Origin of the sequence: Streptomyces sp. LUP30, from assembly GCF_001746365.1 — a bacterium.
Taxonomy (GTDB): Bacteria; Actinomycetota; Actinomycetes; order Streptomycetales; family Streptomycetaceae; genus Streptomyces.
In genome coordinates, this window is the sequence record NZ_MJAJ01000040.1 from 40,948 (window position 1) to 56,139 (window position 15,192).

General features: G+C 69.8%; 13 protein-coding genes. 11 read left to right on the top strand and 2 right to left on the bottom strand.

Translation table 11 applies throughout. The features are described from left to right. Positions 1–36: 36 nt before the first annotated feature. From yajC to BG482_RS27760, 5 genes are all read left to right on the top strand, one after another. Positions 37–555, top strand: a complete 519-nt coding sequence (yajC, locus tag BG482_RS27740; protein ID WP_069771890.1) for a preprotein translocase subunit YajC — start codon at positions 37–39, stop codon at positions 553–555. Between the two features lie 134 nt (positions 556–689). Next, on the top strand, positions 690–2,483 hold the full coding sequence (gene secD / locus BG482_RS27745) for a protein translocase subunit SecD (protein WP_176741476.1): 1,794 nt from the start codon (positions 690–692) through the stop codon (positions 2,481–2,483). A gap of 3 nt (positions 2,484–2,486) precedes the next feature. Beyond that, positions 2,487–3,599, top strand: a complete 1,113-nt coding sequence (secF, locus tag BG482_RS27750; RefSeq protein ID WP_069771891.1) for a protein translocase subunit SecF — start codon at positions 2,487–2,489, stop codon at positions 3,597–3,599. Beyond that, entirely contained in the window at positions 3,596–4,144 is a 549-nt protein-coding gene (locus BG482_RS27755) for an adenine phosphoribosyltransferase (RefSeq protein ID WP_069771892.1), read from the top strand. The genes secF and BG482_RS27755 overlap by 4 nt, the downstream gene beginning before the upstream one ends. A gap of 172 nt (positions 4,145–4,316) precedes the next feature. Next, complete coding sequence (locus BG482_RS27760) at positions 4,317–6,845, top strand: bifunctional (p)ppGpp synthetase/guanosine-3',5'-bis(diphosphate) 3'-pyrophosphohydrolase (RefSeq protein ID WP_069771893.1); 2,529 nt, start codon at positions 4,317–4,319, stop codon at positions 6,843–6,845. 65 nt (positions 6,846–6,910) lie between these two features. On the opposite strand, the gene BG482_RS27765 is transcribed toward BG482_RS27760, so the two are convergent. Together BG482_RS27765 and BG482_RS27770 are read right to left on the bottom strand one after the other, a co-directional pair. Continuing rightward, a complete protein-coding gene (locus BG482_RS27765) occupies positions 6,911–8,140 on the bottom strand; it encodes a DUF349 domain-containing protein (protein ID WP_069771894.1) in 1,230 nt (409 codons plus the stop codon). Between the two features lie 167 nt (positions 8,141–8,307). After that, positions 8,308–9,126 carry a peptidylprolyl isomerase gene (locus BG482_RS27770; RefSeq protein WP_069771895.1) on the bottom strand — a complete coding sequence of 273 codons (819 nt, stop codon included), beginning with the start codon at positions 9,124–9,126 and terminating at the stop codon, positions 8,308–8,310. A gap of 179 nt (positions 9,127–9,305) precedes the next feature. Between BG482_RS27770 and BG482_RS27775 the strand changes: the two genes are divergently transcribed. The 6 genes from BG482_RS27775 (at position 9,306) to BG482_RS27800 (ending at position 15,191) form a co-directional block, all read left to right on the top strand. Next, the gene (locus BG482_RS27775) at positions 9,306–10,022 is read left to right on the top strand and encodes an MBL fold metallo-hydrolase (protein ID WP_069771896.1); all 717 of its coding nucleotides are present in this window, start codon (positions 9,306–9,308) and stop codon (positions 10,020–10,022) included. 13 nt (positions 10,023–10,035) lie between these two features. After that, positions 10,036–11,298 (top strand): histidine--tRNA ligase, encoded by a 1,263-nt coding sequence (gene hisS, locus BG482_RS27780; protein WP_069771897.1) that lies wholly within the window; start codon positions 10,036–10,038, stop codon positions 11,296–11,298. A 221-nt stretch (positions 11,299–11,519) separates the two neighbouring features. After that, entirely contained in the window at positions 11,520–12,179 is a 660-nt protein-coding gene (locus tag BG482_RS27785) for a vitamin K epoxide reductase family protein (RefSeq protein WP_069771898.1), read from the top strand. Between the two features lie 84 nt (positions 12,180–12,263). Beyond that, positions 12,264–13,619: a replication-associated recombination protein A gene (locus BG482_RS27790; RefSeq protein WP_069771899.1), complete on the top strand. Its 1,356-nt coding sequence runs from the start codon at positions 12,264–12,266 to the stop codon at positions 13,617–13,619. Positions 13,620–13,936: 317 nt separating this feature from the next. Next, positions 13,937–14,551: a 30S ribosomal protein S4 gene (rpsD, locus tag BG482_RS27795; protein WP_069771900.1), complete on the top strand. Its 615-nt coding sequence runs from the start codon at positions 13,937–13,939 to the stop codon at positions 14,549–14,551. 199 nt (positions 14,552–14,750) lie between these two features. Further along, positions 14,751–15,191 (top strand): DUF948 domain-containing protein, encoded by a 441-nt coding sequence (locus tag BG482_RS27800; protein WP_069771901.1) that lies wholly within the window; start codon positions 14,751–14,753, stop codon positions 15,189–15,191. Position 15,192 lies beyond the last annotated feature (1 nt).

Genomic DNA, 15,192 nt, shown 5'->3' on the forward strand with positions numbered 1-15,192 from the left:
TCAAGCGTCGCGGTCGTTTGAAGGAAGTTCCGACCCGTGAGTCCTGTGACCCTCCTCCCGTTCATCGTGCTCATCGGGGCCATGTTCCTGATGACCCGGTCGGCCAAGAAGAAGCAGCAGCAAGCGGCCGCCATGCGCAACGACCTGCAGCCCGGCAGTGGTGTCCGCACCATCGGGGGCATGTACGCGACGGTCAAGGAGGTCAATGACGACACGATCCTCCTCGATGCGGGGCCGGGCGTGGAACTGGTCTTCGCGAAGAACTCGATCGGCGCCGTCCTGACCGATGACGAGTACAACCGCATCGTCCACGGCGTCGAGCACGACCTGAAGTCCGACACCGACATCGTCCCGGACGACGCCTCCTCCCTCACCGAGTCCGCCGACACCGACGACTCCGCCGACGAAGCTGCCGCCGCCTCCGACGAGAAGGTTGTCGACCTCGGCAAGAAGGACGGACCCGACGAGGTCCGGGAGAAGGCCGCCGAAACCGAGCAGGCCGATGCCGGTGAACAGCCGAAGAAGACCGACGGCGACTCCGACGCGCAGAAGTAGCCACGTCCCCGGCGCACACGGGCCACACCCGTACGCGCCGGGGCGCGCGCATCTCGCCAGGGGATCCCGACACCATGTCATGGCCGTGGCCGCGCTGACCCGGCGCGAGGCGGCCCGAGAGGGAGTACGAGAAGGTGGCAGCACCTAAGAAGGGCCGGAGCGCGAGTGCCCAGAGCAAGCCAGGGCGCTCGCTGGCCCTGATCCTGATCGCCATCGTGGGGCTCACCGGAGGCATGTTCGCCTCCGGTCACACCACTCCGCGTCTCGGCATCGACCTTGCCGGCGGTACCAGCATCACGCTGGAGGCCAAGGGCGACCAGGGATCCGCGATCAACAAGGCCAACATGGACACCGCGGTCGACATCATGAACCGCCGTGTCAACGGGCTGGGCGTCTCCGAGGCGGAGGTGCAGACCCAGGGCAGCAAGAACATCATCGTCAACATCCCCAAGGGCACCAACTCCGAGGAAGCCCGCCAGCAGGTGGGCACCACCGCCAAGCTGTACTTCCGCCCGGTCGTGGCCCAGGAGGCCACGGGTCCCGCCGCTGCCACCCCCTCGCCGAGCGCGTCCGCCAGCGGCGGTTCGAGCGCCTCGCCCAGCTCGTCCGCGAGCCCTTCGGCGAGCGCCTCCGGCACCGGTGAGAAGGCGACCTCCTCGACGTCCCCGTCGGCCTCGGCCACCTCGCAGGGCCGTGCCGTCACCGACGGCCTGAAGGCCGACGCCACCCCGTCGGCCTCCGCCGGCGCCAAGGCGGGCTCCTCCCCGAGCCCCTCGGCCCCGCCGAGCGGCGGCGCCTCCACCGGCGCGAACGCCGCGCTGCAGGCCAAGTTCGCGACCCTGGACTGCTCCGACAAGGCGGTCCGCACCAAGGCCGGCGAGGGCGTCAAGCCCGGCGTCCCGACCGTGGCCTGCGGTGAGGTCGACAACGTCTGGTACAAGTACCTCCTCGGTCCGGCGGCCGTCGACGGCACCGACGTCAAGAAGGCCCAGGCCGTCTTCGACACGCAGGGTGCGGCCGGCTGGCAGGTCAACATGACCTTCACCGGCAAGGGCTCCAAGAAGTTCGCCACGATCACGGGTCAGCTCGCGCAGAACCAGCGGCCGCAGAACGAGTTCGCCATCGTGCTCGACGGGGACGTCGTCTCCAGCCCCTACGTGCAGAACGCGATCACCGGCGGCCAGGCCCAGATCTCCGGCAGCTTCAAGCAGGAGGAGGCCCAGAGCCTCGCCAACATGCTGTCGTACGGCGCGCTTCCGCTGTCCTTCAAGGAGCAGAGCGTCACCACGGTGACCGCGGCCCTCGGCGGCGACCAGCTGCACGCCGGTCTGCTCGCGGGCGCCATCGGCCTCGCCCTTGTCGTCCTGTACCTGGTGGCCTACTACCGCGGTCTGTCGCTCATCGCGATGGCCTCGCTGCTGGTCTCCGCCGCCCTCACCTACGTGCTCATGGCGCTGCTCGGCCCGGCCATCGGCTTCGCGCTGAACCTGCCGGCGGTCTGCGGCGCCATCGTCGCCATCGGCATCACGGCGGACTCGTTCATCGTGTACTTCGAACGGGTCCGGGACGAGATCCGCGAGGGCCGCACCCTGCGCCCGGCCGTCGAGCGTGCCTGGCCGCGCGCCCGGCGCACCATCCTGGTCTCCGACTTCGTGTCGTTCCTCGCCGCAGCGGTGCTGTTCATCGTCACCGTCGGCAAGGTCCAGGGCTTCGCGTTCACGCTGGGCCTGACCACCGTCCTCGACGTGGTCGTGGTCTTCTTCTTCACCAAGCCGCTGATGACGCTCATCGCCCGGCGGAAGTTCTTCGCGAGCGGCCACAAGTGGTCCGGCCTCGACCCGAAGGGCCTGGGGGCCAAACCGCCGATCCGCCGCACCCGCCGTCCCTCCGGTCCTGGCGCCGGCCCCGTCGAGACGAAGGAGGCGTGAGCGATGTCGAAACTCGGCAATCTCGGCGCCCGACTGCACCGTGGCGAGGTCAGCTATGACTTCATCGGCCACCGCAAGCTCTGGTACGGCATCTCGATCCTGATCACCATCACGGCCATCCTCGGCCTGGCGGTGCGCGGCCTGAACATGGGCATCGACTTCCAGGGCGGCGCCGTCTTCACCACGGAGAAGACCAGCGCCTCCGTCTCCCAGGCCGAGGAGTACGCGAAGTCGGCGTCCGGCCACGACGCGGTCGTGCAGAAGCTGGGCAACGGCACGCTGCGCATCCAGATCGCCGGCATGGACATCCAGCAGTCCAGCAAGATCAAGTCCGAGCTCGCCCAGGACTTCAAGGCCGACCCGGAGACGATCACCGCGGAACTGGTCGGTCCCAGCTGGGGCGACCAGATCGCCAACAAGGCCTGGCAGGGCCTGGCGATCTTCATGGTGCTGGTCGTGATCTACCTGGCGATCGCCTTCGAGTGGCGCATGGCCATCGCGGCGCTCGTCGCCCTGATCCACGACATCACCATCACCGTCGGCATCTACGCCCTCGTCGGCTTCGAGGTCACGCCCGGCACGGTGATCGGTCTGCTGACCATCCTCGGTTACTCGCTGTACGACACGGTCGTCGTCTTCGACTCCCTCAAGGAACAGACGAAGGACCTCACCAAGCAGACCCGCTTCACCTACAGCGAGATCGCCAACCGTTCGATCAACGGCACCCTGGTCCGTTCGATCAACACGACGGTCGTCGCGCTGCTGCCGGTCGCGGGCCTGCTGTTCATCGGCGGCGGCTTCCTCGGCGCGGGCACGCTCAACGACATCTCGCTGTCGCTGTTCGTGGGTCTCGCCGCCGGCGCCTACTCCTCGATCTTCATCGCCACGCCGCTCGTCGCCGACCTCAAGGAGCGCGAGCCGCAGATCAAGGCGCTGAGGAAGCGTGTCCTGGCCAAGCGCGCCCAGGGCGGCAACGAGCCCGAGGCGGCCGAGGCGCCCCGCGCCGACGACTACGACGACGAGCCGGAGGACGCCACGCCGGCGGTCGTCGGACCGCGCAACCAGCCCTCGTCCCGTGGCCGCGGCCGCGGCCGTCCCTCGGGGAAGCGCCGGTGACCGAGACAACCGACACCGCCACGCTGCTGCTCAGCCGTATCCGTGACGTGGCCGACTACCCGGAGCCGGGCGTGATGTTCAAGGACATCACCCCGCTCCTGGCGGACCCGGCGGCGTTCACCGCGCTCACCGACGCCTTCGCGGAGATCGCCGTCCGCACCGGCGCCACCAAGATCGTCGGTCTGGAGGCCCGGGGCTTCATCCTGGGCGCCCCGGTCGCCGTCCGCGCGGGCCTCGGCTTCATCCCCGTGCGCAAGGCGGGCAAGCTCCCCGGAGCGACCCTCGGCCAGGCCTACGACCTGGAGTACGGCTCGGCCGAGATCGAGGTGCACGCGGAGGACCTGAGCACCGGCGACCGGGTGCTCATCGTCGACGACGTCCTGGCCACCGGCGGCACCGCAGAGGCGTCGATCCAGCTCATCCACCGGGCGGGCGCCGAGGTCGCGGGCGTCGCCGTCCTGATGGAGCTGGGCTTCCTCGCGGGCCGGCCCCGGCTGGAGGCGGCCCTCGGCGGAGCTCCCCTGGAGTCACTGCTCACGATCTGACGAGTGCCGTACGCGAGCGGGCGGGCTGCCGGAGGAATCCGGCGCCCGCCCCTCGCGTTTCCTCCAGCCGAAGGCCCTCTCATCGGCCTGAAGGCGATCCTGGAGCCCAGGATCGCTACGATGGGTGCTCCGGAGCCTGACCGGGGACCCGGATCGCGTACGAGGAGTCCTCTTGCCAGACGAGGCCCAGCACCTGACCGCCGCCAAGCCCGAGTCCGCCTCGGGCCCCGCGGCTGAGCCCGCGTCGCAGGCGCAGGACGACGCCCGCGGGCCGGTCGAGCACGACCGTTCCGCGCCCGTCGACAAGCCGGACGAGCAGCCGCGGCCCAAGCCGGCCCCGCCCGAGCCCTCCTCGGCCGCACCGCCCGCCCGTCCGGCCGCCGCCGCGCAGCCGCCCGCCCGCTCCGGCTCCTCCAACCGCGTCCGCGCCCGTCTCGCCCGGCTCGGCGTCCAGCGCCAGAACCCGTACAACCCGGTCCTGGAGCCCCTGCTGCGGATAGTGCGCAGCAACGACCCCAAGATCGAGACGGCGACGCTGCGCCAGATCGAGAAGTCCTACCAGGTCGCCGAGCGCTGGCACCGAGGGCAGAAGCGCAAGAGCGGCGACCCCTACATCACCCACCCGCTCGCGGTGACGACGATCCTCGCCGAGCTGGGCATGGACCCGGCGACGCTCATGGCCGGCCTGCTGCACGACACCGTCGAGGACACCGAGTACGGCCTGGAGGACCTGCGCCGCGACTTCGGCGACCAGGTCGCCCTCCTGGTCGACGGTGTCACCAAGCTCGACAAGGTCAAGTTCGGCGAGGCCGCGCAGGCCGAGACCGTGCGCAAGATGGTCGTCGCCATGGCCAAGGACCCGCGTGTCCTGGTCATCAAGCTCGCCGACCGGCTGCACAACATGCGCACCATGCGTTACCTCAAGCGCGAGAAGCAGGAGAAGAAGGCGCGCGAGACGCTGGAGATCTACGCGCCCCTCGCCCACCGCCTCGGCATGAACACCATCAAGTGGGAACTGGAGGACCTCGCCTTCGCGATCCTCTACCCCAAGATGTACGACGAGATCGTACGGCTGGTGGCCGAAAGAGCGCCCAAGCGTGACGAGTACCTGGCCATAGTGACCGACGAGGTCCAGGCCGACCTGCGCGCCGCCCGCATCAAGGCGACCGTCACCGGCCGCCCGAAGCACTACTACAGCGTTTACCAGAAGATGATCGTCCGCGGCCGTGACTTCGCGGAGATCTACGACCTGGTGGGCATCCGCGTCCTCGTGGACACCGTCCGCGACTGCTACGCGGCCCTCGGCACCGTGCACGCGCGATGGAACCCGGTCCCCGGCCGGTTCAAGGACTACATCGCGATGCCCAAGTTCAACATGTACCAGTCGCTGCACACGACGGTCATCGGCCCCAACGGCAAGCCGGTCGAACTCCAGATCCGCACGTTCGACATGCACCGCCGCGCCGAGTACGGCATCGCCGCGCACTGGAAGTACAAGCAGGAGGCCGTCGCCGGCGCCTCCAAGGTGCGCTCGGACCAGCCGAGGACCACCGGCAAGGACGACCACCTCAACGACATGGCGTGGCTGCGCCAGCTCCTGGACTGGCAGAAGGAGACCGAGGACCCCGGCGAGTTCCTGGAGTCCCTGCGCTTCGACCTGTCGCGCAACGAGGTCTTCGTCTTCACCCCCAAGGGCGACGTCATAGCGTTGCCGGCCGGCGCCACGCCGGTGGACTTCTCCTACGCCGTCCACACCGAGGTGGGCCACCGCACGATAGGAGCCCGGGTCAACGGGCGTCTGGTGCCACTGGAGTCGACCCTGGACAACGGCGACCTGGTGGAGGTCTTCACCTCCAAGGCGGCCGGCGCCGGACCGTCCCGGGACTGGCTGAACTTCGTCAAGTCGCCGCGCGCCCGCAACAAGATCCGCGCCTGGTTCTCCAAGGAGCGCCGCGACGAGGCGATCGAGCAGGGCAAGGACGCCATCGCGCGCGCCATGCGCAAGCAGAACCTCCCGATCCAGCGCATCCTCACCGGCGACTCCCTCGTCACGCTCGCACACGAGATGCGCTACCCGGACATCTCCTCGCTGTACGCGGCGATCGGCGAGGGCCATGTGGCCGCGCAGAACGTCGTGCAGAAGCTGGTGCAGGCGCTCGGCGGCGAGGAGGCGGCCTCCGAGGAGATGGACGAGGCGGTCCCGCCCTCCCATGCCCGGGGCCGCAAGCGGCGCAGCAACCAGGACCCGGGCGTGGTCGTCAAGGGCGTCGACGACGTGTGGGTCAAACTGGCCCGCTGCTGCACCCCGGTCCCCGGGGACCCGATCATCGGCTTCGTCACGCGCGGTAGCGGCGTATCGGTTCACCGCAGCGACTGCGTCAACGTGGAGTCACTGTCCCGGGAGCCGGAGCGCATCCTCGACGTCGAGTGGGCGCCGACGCAGTCGTCGGTCTTCCTGGTGGCCATCCAGGTCGAGGCGCTGGACCGCTCCCGACTGCTCTCGGACGTCACACGGGTGCTTTCCGACCAGCACGTCAACATCCTCTCCGCGGCCGTCCAGACCTCCCGTGACCGGGTGGCCACCTCCCGCTTCACGTTCGAGATGGGCGACCCCAAGCACCTGGGACACGTCCTGAAGGCCGTACGCGGGGTCGAGGGCGTCTACGACGTGTACCGGGTGACATCGGCCCGCAGGCCATAGCCGAGCACACGAGAGGCCCCCGTACACGAGGTACGGGGGCCTTGTCGTCGTACGGCGGCCGGAGATCAGCCGCCGAACTCCTGCAGACCCTTCATCGCCTGGTCCAGCAGCGCCTGACGGCCCTCGAGCTCACGCTCCAGCTTGTCGGCCCGCGCGGAGTTGCCCTGGGCGCGGGCCTGCTCGATCTGACCCTTCAGCTTGTCCACGGCGGCCTGGAGCTGACCGGTCAGACCCGCGGCACGCGCGCGTGCCTCCGGGTTGGTCCGACGCCACTCGGTCTCCTCGGACTCCTGGATCGCCCGCTCCACCGCGTGCATCCGGCCCTCGATCTTCGGCCGCGCGTCGCGCGGCACATGACCGATGGCCTCCCAGCGCTCGTTGATCGTGCGGAACGAGGCGCGCGCCGCCTTCAGGTCGCCGACCGGCAGGAGCTTCTCGGCCTCCTCGGCCAGCTCCTCCTTGAGCTTGAGGTTCTCGGTCTGCTCCGCGTCCCGTTCGGCGAACACCGAGCTGCGGGCGGCGAAGAAGACGTCCTGGGCGCCGCGGAAGCGGTTCCACAGGTCGTCCTCGTGCTCGCGCTGGGCGCGGCCCGCCGCCTTCCACTCCGCCATCAGCTCGCGGTAGCGAGCCGCCGTCGGACCCCAGTCCGTCGAACCGGACAGCGCCTCGGCCTCGGAGACCAGCCGCTCCTTGATGCGCCGGGCATCCTCGCGCTGCGCGTCCAGCTGCGCGAAGTGCGCCTTGCGGCGCTTGGAGAACGCCGAGCGCGCGTGCGAGAACCGGTGCCACAGCTCGTCGTCCGACTTGCGGTCCAGCCGGGGCAGGCCCTTCCAGGTGTCCACCAGCGCCCGCAGGCGTTCGCCGGCGGCCCGCCACTGGTCGGACTGCGCCAGCTGCTCCGCCTCGGTGACCAGGTCCTCCTTGGCCTTACGAGCCTCGTCGGACTGCTTGGCCCGCTGCTGCTTGCGCTCCTCGCGCCGCGACTCGACCGTCGCCACCAGCTTGTCCAGCCGCTCCCGCAGCGCCTGCAGATCGCCGACCGCGTGATGCGCGTCGACCTGCTCGCGGATGTGGTCGATGGCGACCTGCGCGTCCTTGGCCGACAGATCGGTGGTCTGCACTCGCTTCTCGAGGAGGCCGATCTCGACAACCAGGCCCTCGTACTTGCGCTCGAAGTAGGCCAGCGCCTCCTCGGGGGAGCCTGCCTGCCAGGAACCGACCACCTGCTCGCCGTCGGCCGTACGCACGTACACGGTCCCCGTCTCGTCGACGCGGCCCCACGGGTCGCTGCTCACAGCGCCTCCTCCACATGATGCCTCCGAGGGGCTTCGGCGCCCCTGGGCATCGTCCACAGTTTCGTCACGGCCAACATAGGCGACCGGCGGGTCGCCTGTCCGCATCCAGCGCGACCGAAATTGCGCAGTTGACCGCCCCTTGTCGTCGGCTTCTCGCCAGGTCGTCGTCAGGACTTCGTGACCGTCGCCTTGTTGATCACGACCGTCGCGTTGGGGGCCCCGTCACCGGCGCCGGAGTTCTCGCCCGCGGCGGCGATCTTCTTCAGGACCTTCATGCCGTCGGCCGTCAGCGTCCCGAACGGCGTGTAGCTGGGCGGCAGCTGACTGTCCTGGTAGACGAGGAAGAACTGGCTGCCGCCGGTGTGCGCCTGACCGGTGTTGGCCATCGCGACCGTGCCCGCCGGGTAGACGTTCGCCTTGAGGCTGGCGTCCTTCAGGTTCTCGTCCGGAATCGTGTAGCCGGGGCCGCCGCTGCCGCTGCCCGTGGGGTCGCCGCACTGCAGCACGTAGATCCCGTTGGTGGTCAGGCGGTGGCATTTGGTGTGGTCGAAGAAGCCCTTGCCGGCGAGGAAGCTGAAGGAGTTCACCGTGTGCGGCGCGGCCTTCGCCTTGAGCGCTATGCCGATGTCGCCGCAGGTCGTCGAGAGCGTCATCGTGTACTTCGCCGACTCGTCGATCGCGACCGCCGGCTCCTTCTTCCAGGTCTGCGTCTTCACCGACCCGGCGGCCGGTTTCTCGCACGGGTCCTTCGCGGCGCTGGGCGCGGCCGACGGCGACGTCTGCGAACTCGCGGCCGCCTTCTTGTCGTCGTCCTTGAGGACACCGGTCGTGTACAGCGCCACGCTGCCGATGACGACCACGCCGAGCACCGACGCGATCACCGAGTTGCGCATACGCGCCTTGCGCCGGGCGCTCGTCCGCCGCTGCTGCTGCCGCAAGAACTTCTCCCGGGCGAGCTGACGCTTCCGCTGTTCCTGGGTGACCACCGGATTCTCTCCTCATGCGTCTCGTACGTCGACTGGGACGCGTGCGTCTTGTGAGCCGACCGCCTGCGTGTGCCCCGTACCGTATATGGGTTCGCTGAGGAAACGGCAGCGCCGGTAGGCTCTGACCACTGGCGCAGCCGCCAGAAGCCCACGCGTATCGACACAAACGAAGGACGATCGTGCTCATTGCCGGGTTCCCCGCCGGGGCCTGGGGGACGAACTGTTATCTCGTCGCCCCCGCCGCCGGTGAGGAGTGCGTGATCATCGACCCGGGCCACCAGGCTGCCCCAGGAGTCGAGGAAGCCGTCCGAAAGCATCGGCTCAAGCCCGTCGCCGTCGTCCTCACCCACGGCCACATCGACCATGTGGCCTCGGTCGTCCCGGTCTGCGGCGCACACGACGTGCCGGCCTGGATCCACCCCGAGGACCGGTACATGATGAGCGACCCGGAGAAGGCGCTCGGCCGGTCCATCGGGATGCCCCTCATGGGCGAGCTGACGGTGGGCGAACCGGACGACGTCCGTGAGCTGACCGACGGCGTGAAGCTGGACCTCGCCGGTCTGGAGTTCTCCGTCGCGCACGCGCCGGGCCATACCAAGGGGTCGGTGACCTTCCGGATGCCCGAGACGGCCGACGTCCCGTCGGTCTTCTTCTCCGGGGACCTGCTGTTCGCCGGCTCCATCGGACGCACCGACCTGCCCGGCGGCGACATGGCCGAGATGCTCGACTCGCTGGCCCGCGTGTGCCTGCCGCTCGAGGACTCGACCGTGGTGCTGTCCGGCCACGGCCCCCAGACGACCATCGGCCAGGAGCGCGCCGCCAACCCGTATCTGCGGCAGGTGGCGGCCGGCGGCCAGGGAGAGGGTTCCCACACCCCTCCCCGACGAGGAATGTGACGAGAGACCTTCCGTGAGCAGCTTCCAGGCCCCCAAGGGCACGTACGACCTGATCCCGCCGGACAGCGCCAAGTACCTCGCCGTCCGCGAGGCCATCGCCGCGCCGCTGCGCAACTCCGGCTACGGCTACATCGAGACGCCCGGCTTCGAGAACGTGGAGCTCTTCGCGCGCGGTGTGGGCGAGTCGACCGACATCGTGACGAAGGAGATGTACGCCTTCGAGACCAAGGGCGGCGACCGCCTCGCCCTGCGTCCCGAGGGCACGGCGTCCGTGCTGCGCGCCGCACTCGAGGCCAACCTGCACAAGGCGGGCAACCTGCCGGTCAAGCTCTGGTACTCCGGCTCGTACTACCGCTACGAGCGCCCCCAGAAGGGCCGTTACCGGCACTTCTCGCAGGTGGGCGCGGAGGCGATCGGCGCCGAGGACCCGGCACTGGACGCCGAGCTGATCATCCTGGCGGACCAGGCGTACCGCTCGCTGGGGCTGCGGAACTTCCGCATCCTGCTCAACAGCCTCGGCGACAAGGAGTGCCGCCCGGTGTACCGGGAGGCGCTGCAGAACTTCCTGCGGAGTCTGGACCTCGACGAGGACACGCTGCGCCGCGCGGAGATCAACCCGCTGCGGGTCCTGGACGACAAACGCGAGTCGGTCCAGAAGCAGCTCGGCGACGCTCCGCTGCTGCGCGACTACCTCTGCGACGCCTGCAAGGCGTACCACGAGGAGGTCCGTGAGCTGATCACGGCGGCGGGCGTCGGTTTCGAGGACGACCCGAAGCTGGTCCGCGGCCTCGACTACTACACCCGCACGACCTTCGAGTTCGTCCACGACGGACTGGGCTCGCAGTCCGCGGTGGGCGGCGGCGGCCGCTACGACGGACTCTCCGAGATGATCGGCGGTCCCGCGCTGCCGTCGGTGGGCTGGGCGCTGGGCGTCGACCGCACGGTGCTGGCGCTGGAGGCGGAGGGCGTGGAGCTGGAGCTGCCCGCCGTGACGTCCGTGTTCGCCGTGCCGCTCGGCGAGGAGGCCCGCAGGGTGCTCTTCGCGAAGGTCACCGAGCTGCGCAAGCTCGGTGTCGCGGCCGACTTCTCCTACGGCGCCAAGGGGCTCAAGGGCGCCATGAAGAACGCCAACCGCAGCGGCGCCCGCTACACGGTCGTGGCCGGTGAACGCGACCTCGCCGAGGGCGTCGTCCAGCTCAAGGACATGGAGTCCGGCGAGCAGAGGGCGATCGGCGTGAACGAGATCGTGGCCGAGCTGGAGTCGAGGCTGGGCTAGGCCGTCCGGCCCGGAGCCAGGGCCTCCGGGGTGCCGGGTCGTGCGATCCGGCACCCTTCGTTCGCGTGTGCTGTCCGGCTTCGTCCATCGGCCGAAACCGAACGCTCCGGGCCCGCCGCACGTACTTCCTTATGTCCGCCGAACGGTGGAGACACGGTCCGGTGCGGCACAATAGGCCCCTGCCCGAAGATGGTCCAACTCTCAAGTGACGGATCGGCGTGATGAGCAAGACGACAGTCAAAGACGTCTCCACGGAGTCCGAGCCCGAGCGCGTCGCCGCGACGGAGCCACGGAACGTGGGCGGCAGCCGTGCCTTCGCGATCCTGCTGCTGATCACCGGTGCGGCCGGCCTGCTCGCCGCCTGGGTCATCACGATCGACAAGATGAAGATCCTCGAGGCCAAGGCCGAGGGGAAGACCTTCACGCCCAGCTGCAGCATCAGCCCGATCATCAGCTGTGGCAGCGTCATGGAGAGCAAGCAGGCCTCCGTCTTCGGGTTCCCGAACCCGATGCTCGGCCTGGTCGCCTACGGCATCGTCATCTGCGTCGGCATGAGCCTGCTGGCCGGCGCCCGCTTCCCGCGCTGGTACTGGCTCACCTTCAACTTCGGCACGCTCTTCGGCGTGGGCTTCGTCACCTGGCTGCAGTACCAGTCGCTGTACAACATCAACGCCCTGTGCCTGTGGTGCTCGCTGGCCTGGGTCGCGACGATCACCATGTTCTGGTACGTCACCTCGTTCAACCTGCGCAACGGCTTCCTGCCCGCGCCGGACGGGCTCAAGCGGTTCTTCGGCGAGTTCACCTGGGTCCTGCCGGCCACCCATGTCGGCATCATCGCCATGCTGATCCTCACCCGCTGGGGCGCCGACCTCTGGGCCTGAGCCCGTTGCCGCACCGGGCGACCCGCGGAGCACCGGACCGGACGCCGGACAGGAGTGTCAGACCCCTGACGTAGGCTCCGACGTGTGGAGCCCGACCTGTTCACCGCTGCAGCGGAAGACCGCCAGGAGAAGGACCCCGCCGGGAGCCCCCTGGCGGTCCGGATGCGCCCGCGCACCCTCGACGAGGTGGTGGGCCAGCAGCACCTGCTGAAACCCGGCTCGCCTCTGCGCCGCCTGGTCGGCGACGGCGCCAAGGGCCCGGCCGGCCCCTCCTCGGTGATCCTCTGGGGACCGCCGGGCACGGGGAAGACCACCCTGGCGTACGTCGTCTCCAAGGCCACCGACAAGCGGTTCGTCGAACTGTCGGCCATCACCGCCGGCGTCAAGGAGGTCCGCGCGGTCATCGACGGCGCCCGCCGCGCCATCGGCGGATTCGGCAAGGAGACCGTCCTCTTCCTCGACGAGATCCACCGCTTCAGCAAGGCCCAGCAGGACTCCCTCCTCCCGGCCGTCGAGAACCGCTGGGTGACACTGATCGCGGCGACCACCGAGAACCCCTACTTCTCGGTCATCTCCCCGCTGCTGTCCCGCTCCCTCCTGCTGACCCTCGAACCCCTCACGGACGACGACCTGCGCGCCCTCGTCCGGCGCGCCCTGGCCGACGAGCGCGGCCTCAAGGGAGCCGTCACCCTTCCCGAGGAGACCGAGGCCCACCTGCTGCGCATCGCCGGCGGCGACGCCCGGCGGGCACTGACCGCCCTGGAGGCCGCCGCAGGCGCCGCCCTCGACCAGGACGAGGCGGAGATCAGCCTTCAGACGCTGGAACAGACCGTCGACCGCGCGGCGGTGAAGTACGACCGGGACGGCGACCAGCACTACGACGTCGCCAGCGCCCTGATCAAGTCCATCCGGGGCTCGGACGTCGACGCCGCCCTGCACTACCTGGCCCGCATGATCGAGGCCGGCGAGGACCCCCGCTTCATCGCCCGCCGCCTGATGATCTCCGCCAGCGAGGACATCGGCCTCGCCGATCCGAACGCCCTGCCCGTCGCGGTCGCCGCCGCCCAGGCCGTCGCGATGATCGGCTTCCCCGAAGCGGCCCTCACCCTCAGCCACGCCACGATCGCCCTCGCCCTGGCCCCCAAGTCCAACGCCGCGACGACGGCGATCGGCGCCGCCCTGGAGGACGTCCGCAAGGGACTGGCCGGGCCCGTCCCGCCGCACCTGCGGGACGGGCACTACAAGGGCGCCGCCAAGCTGGGCCACGCGCAGGGGTACGTGTATCCGCACGACCTGCCGGAGGGCATCGCCGCCCAGCAGTACGCCCCGGACGCGGTCCACGGCCGGGAGTACTACACGCCCACCCGGCACGGAGCCGAGGCCCGCTACGCGGACGCCGTCGAATGGACCCGGCAGCGCCTCGGTCGCAAGGGGTCCTGAGCACCCTGTAGACTCGCCCGAAGTGCTGCGTCCCGTGCAGTCAGAACGGGACAGTCAGCCGGAGCGCCGGTCTTCGGGCCGGCAACCGGTCTTCGGACCGGCTCCAAGGAGCGTCGCGCACCGTCGAAGGTGTCGCGGGCAGCCCACCACCACCCGGCTTCCGGGAACGGTCGGTGGGCCACTCGCGTGCTGCACGTATGTGCCCAGACCAGGGGAGCGGCTGCCCGACAGGTCCCATGCGGACCCGACGGGTTTCCCCGGCTGCGGATTGCGACCTCCCTCCACCCTGACAAGCCGAAACCAGGAAATGAGAGACAGTGGCGAACCAGTCCCGCCCCAAGGTCAAGAAGTCGCGTGCCCTCGGCATCGCGCTCACCCCGAAGGCCGTCAAGTACTTCGAGGCCCGTCCCTACCCGCCGGGCGAGCACGGTCGTGGCCGCAAGCAGAACTCGGACTACAAGGTCCGTCTGCTCGAGAAGCAGCGTCTGCGCGCGCAGTACGACGTGTCCGAGCGTCAGCTCGTCCGCGCCTACGAGCGTGCCTCCAAGGTCCAGGGCAAGACCGGTGAGGCCCTGATCATCGAGCTCGAGCGCCGTCTCGACGCCCTGGTCCTGCGTTCGGGCATCGCCCGCACGATCTACCAGGCCCGCCAGATGGTCGTCCACGGCCACATCGAGGTCAACGGCCAGAAGGTCGACAAGCCCTCCTTCCGCGTCCGTCCCGACGACGTCGTGATGGTCCGCGAGCGCAGCCGCGGCAAGACGCTGTTCGAGGTCGCCCGCGCCGGTGGCTTCGCCCCCGACGGCGAGACCCCGCGCTACCTCCAGGTGAACCTCGGCGCCCTGGCGTTCCGCCTGGACCGCGAGCCGAACCGCAAGGAGATCCCCGTGATCTGCGACGAGCAGCTCGTCGTCGAGTACTACGCCCGCTGATCCCCACCCGGATCGGTTCCGCGGCCGTCGCAGGACTTCCGCGCTCGAGGCCCGTCGTCCTCCCGCCCTTCGGGGCGGGCGGGGCGGCGGGCCTTCGCGCACCCCTAATCCGGTACGGACCGGCGGCGTCGGCGCGATAGGCTCGCCTCCAGAGAAGCTGCAGAGACAGCTGTCCGTCAGCACAGGGAGCGGGTGCGCAGTGTCCGGTGGAGAGGTGGCCGGCATCCTGGTGGCCGTGTTCTGGGCGATCCTGGTCTCCTTCCTCGCCGTCGCGCTGGCGAGGCTGGCCCAGACGCTCAGGGCGACGACCAGACTCGTCGCGGACGTCACCGAACAGGCCGTCCCGCTGCTCGCCGACGCCTCCGCGGCGGTGCGCTCCGCACAGACCCAGATCGACCGGGTCGACGCGATCGCCACCGACGTCCAGGAAGTCACGTCGAACGCCTCGGCGCTGTCCACCACGGTCGCCTCCACCTTCGGCGGCCCCCTGGTGAAGGTCGCCGCCTTCGGCTACGGCGTCCGGCGAGCCCTCGGCGGCCGCAAGGACGACCTGCCCGCCGGGGACCCCCGGCGTACCGTGATCGTGGGCCGCACGGTCTCCCGGCGGGAGAAGCGCAAGCCCCGTGGAAAGAGGGACTGAG

Coding starts and splice junctions, on each gene's coding strand:
- BG482_RS27785 (WP_069771898.1), top strand. CDS start 11,520: ATGAGCAAGACGACAGTCAAAGACGTCTCCACGGAGTCCGAGCCCGAG.
- secF (WP_069771891.1), top strand. CDS start 2,487: ATGTCGAAACTCGGCAATCTCGGCGCCCGACTGCACCGTGGCGAGGTC.